Below are 6,738 nucleotides of genomic sequence, written 5' to 3'. Positions count from 1 at the left end.
AGCCCTGACAAAGGCTTTCATGTCCAGGCTTTTCTTGCAAGGGTGGTGAATGGTTGCAGATGCTGAATGGTTATGATCGAACGATATCCAAAATATGTTCCACAGCCACCTGCGCCCCGTTGAGGGGAGGGGGTGAGGGACGCGGACGCGCCATGAGTTCCCGCAGAGGTTGTTCCCAGGCGCCGGAACGGAAGGTCTCCATGGAAATCTCCCGCGCCCGGGCGTGCTGGTCCAGCCACGGACAAATGCTCTCTTCGTCAGGAAAGGTATAGCGGCGCACATACAAAAATGGAACGCCATGCGCCACAGCCTCCACGGACATGCCATAGCCGGGCTTGCCCACCACAGCATCCACGGAGGCTATCAGGTCGCGAAACAGCCAATCACCGGACGCATTTCGCCAATTGACCAGATTGTCAGCCAGCAGAGGAGCGTCAAAATCCAAAATCCAGATCCATTCCTTGTGGCTGGCCATGGTGGCAAAAGGAAAATCACTCCCGGGGATGCCCCCCAACGTGACCAGCGCCAGGGGACGGTCATCCGTGGTGGCGAGATGCAGGTCTCGACGCAACCGATCCGGCATGGCAACGCCAGGCTCGATCAAGGGGGGAATGATACGGTATCTGGGAAAAGGGCCATCCAGAAGAGCCGGCGTCGGCAGCAAAGCCAATGTGGTCTGGGCATAAGCCTGACGCATGTCGGTCCACCAACGGCGATGACGCGGCTCCTCCAGAGGAAAATAGGCCGCCAACACCAAATCCCAGGAGAGTGAGGCCACAGCCACGCTGGGAATACCCAACCCGGCTGCCGCCGCCAACGGCAGATAGGGCACATCGGCCAAAACCAGGTGCGGCGCCCAAGCAGACATGGCCTGCTTTTCCGCCTGCAAAAGCGCCGGCCATGGCGTGTGAATACGATCAAGGGCGACCGCTGTGGCCGGAAGATCCACTTGCAGGGGATCATGCTGGACCAGACCCACATCCCGGGCCTGCGGATCCCGGGTGCAGGGAATTCCCAGATTACGCTCGATCACGTCCGAAGCCAGGGAACCCACCAGATGCAGCTCCAGATCCGGCCTCTGACGGGCAAGTTCCCGAAGGATGGGAACCATCTGGGAAAAATGCCCAAAGCCGTGCGCCGTCACCGCGCACCAGATGCGAAGGGCCATGGAGACCACGCTCCCTAAACTGGTTGTTTTTCGTTGGGCTCCGGATCCCCCGTTCCCTTGCGAACGAATCCAACCCACTCCGCGCCCTGGCGATCAAACTGCAACAACCGGTGACCATTGACGGTACACCAGGCGGGAAGATCCCGGCTCAGGCCAGGATCCGTCGCACGCACTTTCAAGACCGACCCGACCGGCATCTCCTCCATGGCCGATGCCACCCGCAAAACCGGCAGCGGACAAAGAAGGTTGCGCGCATCCACCTCCATCTGGGCGGTCGAAACCTTACCCCTTCTGGAGGGGTGAGTTCGGGGTTTTCCTCTGGGTGCAGGCAAGTTTATCAACCTCGTCAACATACAAAATGTTACAAAAAAGGGCCGTTTCTGCCACACAGCAGTGACATAACCCGGCTAGAATGAGAAGCTGGGGCTACCCGGGGGTCATTAACCTTTTTTTCTCTGGATTGCAAGGGTTCGGTCCAGGTATACCGGGACGGTGGAAAGTTTCCACCACCTACGCAAAGCCGGCTCATAAAACAGAAACCGGCTCCAACAGACTATGGATGAACCATGAATAATCTGCAAAACAAAAACGCTGGTTGGTTTACCCGCATCGGCATGCGGATCTTGGTGATCACAGGACTTTCCGTGCTGCTGGGATTCGGCGGCATGACCATGTTCTACTTCCACCAGGATGATGCCGCAATCATGGAACAAGGCAAACGGACCATGGGGCTGATCGCCCTCTCCGCCAGCCAGGGGTTGCAGACGACCATGCTCTCGGGCAACGCCCAGATTGCCCACGATTATGTGGATCACATCCGCAAGGTGCCCAACATTCTCGATTTTCAAATCCTGCGCCTGGATGGACGTTCCGCCTTTCGGGACAACGTCACAATCGACAGCGTCAATCGTTACCTGGGAGGCGACTCCTTTCCCCGGCGCCTGGAAAAAAATGTGGACAACAGGATTAAAATCCCAACCGGCATCCTGGCCGAATTGCTGCGTACCAAACAGGAGATGTTCGATTTTTCCCAGGTTGCGGGAGAAGAGTCTATTTTAACCGTCTACTCTCCCATCCCCAACCAGGAAGATTGCCACGCTTGCCATGACCGCAACGAAGCGTTGCGCGGCGTGGTCAAGCTGACCACCTCCCTGGCTTCGGTCGAAACGGAGATCCACCATGCCCGTTCGCGGACCTTGGTCGTCTTCGGCCTCGGCATGATCTTCATACTCGGCATGGTCTACCTTTCCGTCCACCATCTGGTGGTGATGCCCATCGGACACATCACCCAGGCCATGGAGCGGATTGCTGCCGGCGAACTGACACAGCAGGTGCCGGTTTTGGGAAGTCAGGAGTTCATCCGCATGGCCTACAGCTTCAACGCCATGAGCGCTGAGGTGGTGAGATCCCACAACGGCCTGCAAACCGAACGGGACAAGCTGGCAACCATCATCCTGAGCGCCCGCGAAGGGATCGTGGTGACCGACCAGTCCGGACAGGTCGTCCTGGTCAATCCGGCTGCCGAACGGTTGTTGAACAAGTCGTCCGAAGAAATTTCCAGCCAGAGTTTTGTCAATCTCCTCGACGACCCCACCTACATGGAGGGTCTGCTGGCCAGTCACGACAAGACTATGCCAGAAACAGTTGTTTATAACAATCGGGTTCTCCAGGTTTACGCCGCCACCATTCGCGCCAACGATGACCGCCCCGTCGGATCCGCTGCCTTGCTGCGGGATGTGACCGGCGAAAAACGCCTCGAAGAGAAGCTCCGGCAACTCTCCTACACGGACGGTTTGACCGGATTGTTGAATCGCCGGCGTCTGGATGAGGTTTTGACGGATGAGTTTGATCGGGCACAGCGTTACAACCTGGAACTGGCGGTGTTGTTGTTCGATGTCGATCACTTCAAAAAATTCAACGACCGCCATGGCCATGACCAGGGTGACCGGGTGTTGCAGGCCATCGGGCGTGAAATGAGCAACCTTTTCCGCGCCCTGGATTTTCCTTGCCGTTTTGGTGGCGAAGAGTTTTGTGTCATCATGCCCAGTACGGGAAAGGAGGGTGCATTGCTGGTCGCCGAACGCCTGCGGGAACGGGTGGAACTCATGGATGTGGATAACCTGAAGGTCACCATCAGCATCGGCGTGGCCACTCTCCCGCTGACCGAAGCTGCCAACGGCGAAGCCCTGCTCAAGGCAGCCGACGAAGCGCTGTATGAAGCCAAACGGGGGGGACGCAACCAGGTGTGTTATGCCACGCCGCGTCACGCCAACTCGTAGCCGTGAGACCATGTCAAATGCGCTTGCCTGGCTCCCGAGACAGAGCAAGCGCATTTGTATTGGAATTGGGGTCCAGGGGACTGGCTACCTGGCGAATCAAGGGCAGCGCCCTTGCGGGGTCCGGGGCAGCGCCCCGTTTTGTTTTTGGTCGCCCCTCTTCTCCCAGCCCTTTTTTGCGCTTTTTGCAAAAAAGGCCCAAGGGGCGGGCCTTGGTCCGCCTTCTGGCGCGTCTTTTTGCGCCAGAAGGCGGATGCATTGCAGGTTTGCAAAAACAGGGATCGAGCGGCAAGCTCTTTCAAATGCAATTGCCCTGGCTCCCGAGATGGGAATTCTTGATCGTGTCCGTGCGAATGTGAGAGGCTGTCGGGAGAGGAAAAATCCGACTGGGGCGTTGCCCCAGACCCCTGCTGGGGCGTTGCCCCAGACCCCTGCTGGGGCGTTGCCCCAGACCCCACTGGGGGATGAATCCCCCAGACCCCCTCTTTTTTTTCAATCGTTTTTTGGGGTGCGCCATGACGGAACGGGATCGAATCCTGATCGTGGAGGACGATGAAGAGACCCGGGAGTTGTTGCGGGACTATCTGCTGAAAAACGGCTATGCATGTCGAACCCTGGCCGACGGCTCCCAACTGCGTGCGGAACTGTCCAGGGAGCAGGTCGATATGGTCATTCTGGACCTGATGCTGCCCGGAGAAGATGGCCTGACCCTGTGCCGCAACCTGCGGGCGGATCCGGCGACGGCCAATTTGCCGGTGATCATGTTGACGGCCCGTGCGGAAGAGACGGACCGCATCGTCGGCCTGGAGATGGGAGCCGACGATTATGTGCCCAAGCCATTCAATCCGCGGGAGTTGCTGGCTCGGATCAAGAGCGTGCTGCGCCGCGCACGGGCAGCGCCCATGGTTGGCAAGGAGGTGGTGGCGCGCCGTATCGGTTTTGCAGGTTGGGTTTTGGATATTCCGACCCGGCAACTCAAATCACCAGATGATGTGGTGGTCCCCCTGAGCCGCAAAGAGTACAACCTGTTGCGCATCTTTTTGAGCCACGCCGGTGAGGTGCTGGATCGCGACCGCATCATGGAACTTTACGCCGGGCGGGAATCGAGTCCGTTTGAAAGGGGTATCGATGTCCAGATCGGACGTTTGCGCAAGCGTTTGCAGGAGGAGAGCAAGGATCCGGTCATCATCCGTACCGTGCGCGGGCACGGATACATGATGTCCGCCAAGGTGGACATGCTCCCATGAATGCCCTGATCCGGTTTTTGTGCCGGATATTGCCCGGAGGGCTCTTCGGTCGCCTCATGCTCGTTTTGGCCGGTGGCATGACCCTGGCCCTGCTGGCCAGTGCCGCCATCCATTTTTATGACCGGGATCAAGCCCTTTACACAGCGGGCAGTCTGCAAACTGCCCAGCGCATCGCCGATGTCATCCAGTTGCTGGATCCCATGACCGGCACAGAGCGACAACGTGTCGCCGCCGTCTTGAAAACCCCTCTGCAAACCATCCAATTCAGCGAAAACGAGCCGGTCCATGCGGAGTTGGAGAGCAAAGACCGGCAATCGTCATTCGTTCAGGCGCTTCTGGAACGCTACCTGAACAGCCGGTGGTTGATTCGTGTCACGACCGTGGCCGTGGATGCGGATGCGAATGCGAATACAAATGCGAATGCGGGCAGAGAGTCCCCGGTGTTGGACAAAGATCCCGAAGGCGGGACTGAATCTGGAGAGGGAGCCTCCATTCCGATGGATGGAAACAGTGGTGGACCGAATCCCGTCGTTTCCGGCGTCGCCACACCCTTCGTACCATCCTACTCTTCACCACCCGGATCCTACCCGGCGGGAGGATCGATCCCCGGAAATTACCCGGCCATCATGGCAGGAATGGGGTTTGGTCCCGGTGGATATCCACCGGGTCCACCCGGATTGGGACCGGGATTCGGTTCAGTCGGCTACCCCGCCGTAACGCTACCGGGAGCCCCCCATGGGTATGGAGTTTATCCTCCGGGCATGCCGGGAACCGGCAGTGGCGTTGCCGGTTTTCCTCCCGGTGGACAGGGACAAGGCTCTGCATACGGCGGAGGAGCCCCGGTCGGATCCGCCTATCCTCCCAGCCCCTCGCCACCAGGAAAAACCGGAGTCCCGACCGTTGGGCAACCCCATCGTCCTGAGGCGCCAAGCCACGCCGGCAACACTGTAACCCACTATGCCCCCCTCCCCCCATCGGATGAAAAAAGCCAATCCCTGCTCCCCCGGGGAACATCTTTTCGCATCCGGGTGCGCTTCCAGGATGGAACCTGGGCGGTGTTTCACAACCGTCTGCCCGGTGAAATTTTCGACTGGCCCAAACAACTGCTGCTGCCGTTATCGATTCTTCTGGCAGGATTGATCTTCATCTCACTTCTGGCGGTGCGCCTGGCCACCCGGCCTTTGACCTTGCTGGCCGAAGCTGCCGAGGCCCTGGGTCGCGATATCCGCAATCCCCCCCTGGCCGAGGTGGGATCCCGTGAGTTGAAACAGGCGGCGCACGCCTTCAATACCATGCAGGGGCGTTTGCTGCGCTATGTCCAGGAGCGGACCCAACTTTTGGCGGCGCTCTCCCATGACCTCAAAACCCCGATCACCCGGATGCGTCTGCGCACCGAGATGATGGATGAGGGGCAGATCAAGGAAAAAACCCTGCATGACCTGGAGGAAATGGAGGAGATGGCCGCATCGGCCCTGGCTTTCATTCGCGGCATGGAGGGAAGTGAAACCTTCGAGATGGTCGACGTGCTGGCCATGCTGGAGACCATCCAGGCCGAACAGGAAGAGATGGGGCGTGATGTCACCGTCCTCAGCGAACCCCTGCCCCCTGTCACCATCAAACCCAAAAGCTTGAAGCGGTGCCTGGACAACCTGGTGGCCAATGCGGTCAGTTATGGACAAAGGGCGCGGCTGCGGGCCATCTTCACCGGCGACACACTGCGCATCACCGTATCCGACGATGGACCCGGTATCCCCGAGAGGGATCTTGCCCGGGTTTTCGAGCCCTTCGTGCGCCTGGAAGGATCACGCAACCGGCGCAGCGGCGGCACCGGATTGGGACTGTCGATCGCTCGCAACATTGCCCAGGCGCACGGTGGCGAGTTGGTTTTGCAAAACGGTGAAGAACGGGGCCTGGAGGCCATTTTGACCTTGCCGGTGCATAAAAACCACCCGGCTGCAAACAGGTCGATCTGGTAGGAAAAAAAAGGGGGCGAAGCCCCGACAAAAAAACGTTTAAAAGACTGGGATGGAGGTCCAGGAGGAAGGGC

The 6,738-nt window shown here is 59.0% G+C and carries 5 protein-coding genes; 3 read left to right on the top strand and 2 right to left on the bottom strand.

The window, feature by feature from the left end:
- Positions 1-70: 70 nt before the first annotated feature.
- The gene (locus HQL63_15360) at positions 71-1,168 is read right to left on the bottom strand and encodes a hypothetical protein (protein MBF0178203.1); all 1,098 of its coding nucleotides are present in this window, start codon (positions 1,166-1,168) and stop codon (positions 71-73) included.
- Positions 1,169-1,182: 14 nt separating this feature from the next.
- On the bottom strand, positions 1,183-1,434 hold the full coding sequence (locus HQL63_15355) for a sulfurtransferase TusA family protein (GenBank protein ID MBF0178202.1): 252 nt from the start codon (positions 1,432-1,434) through the stop codon (positions 1,183-1,185).
- A 300-nt stretch (positions 1,435-1,734) separates the two neighbouring features.
- On the opposite strand from HQL63_15355, the gene HQL63_15350 reads away from it, so the two are divergent.
- The 3 genes from HQL63_15350 to HQL63_15340 all read left to right on the top strand — a co-directional run bounded on the left by HQL63_15350 (position 1,735) and on the right by HQL63_15340 (position 6,667).
- The gene (locus HQL63_15350; GenBank protein MBF0178201.1) at positions 1,735-3,447 is read left to right on the top strand and encodes a diguanylate cyclase; all 1,713 of its coding nucleotides are present in this window, start codon (positions 1,735-1,737) and stop codon (positions 3,445-3,447) included.
- A 512-nt stretch (positions 3,448-3,959) separates the two neighbouring features.
- Positions 3,960-4,691, top strand: a complete 732-nt coding sequence (locus HQL63_15345; protein MBF0178200.1) for a response regulator — start codon at positions 3,960-3,962, stop codon at positions 4,689-4,691.
- On the top strand, positions 4,688-6,667 hold the full coding sequence (locus HQL63_15340) for a HAMP domain-containing protein (GenBank protein ID MBF0178199.1): 1,980 nt from the start codon (positions 4,688-4,690) through the stop codon (positions 6,665-6,667). Before HQL63_15345 ends, HQL63_15340 begins: the two co-directional genes overlap by 4 nt.
- Positions 6,668-6,738 lie beyond the last annotated feature (71 nt).

This window comes from Magnetococcales bacterium (assembly GCA_015231175.1).
Lineage (GTDB): Bacteria > Pseudomonadota > Magnetococcia > Magnetococcales > DC0425bin3 > HA3dbin3.
Note: the sequence above shows the minus strand (reverse complement) of the source record. Positions and strands in the feature narration are given on the sequence as shown.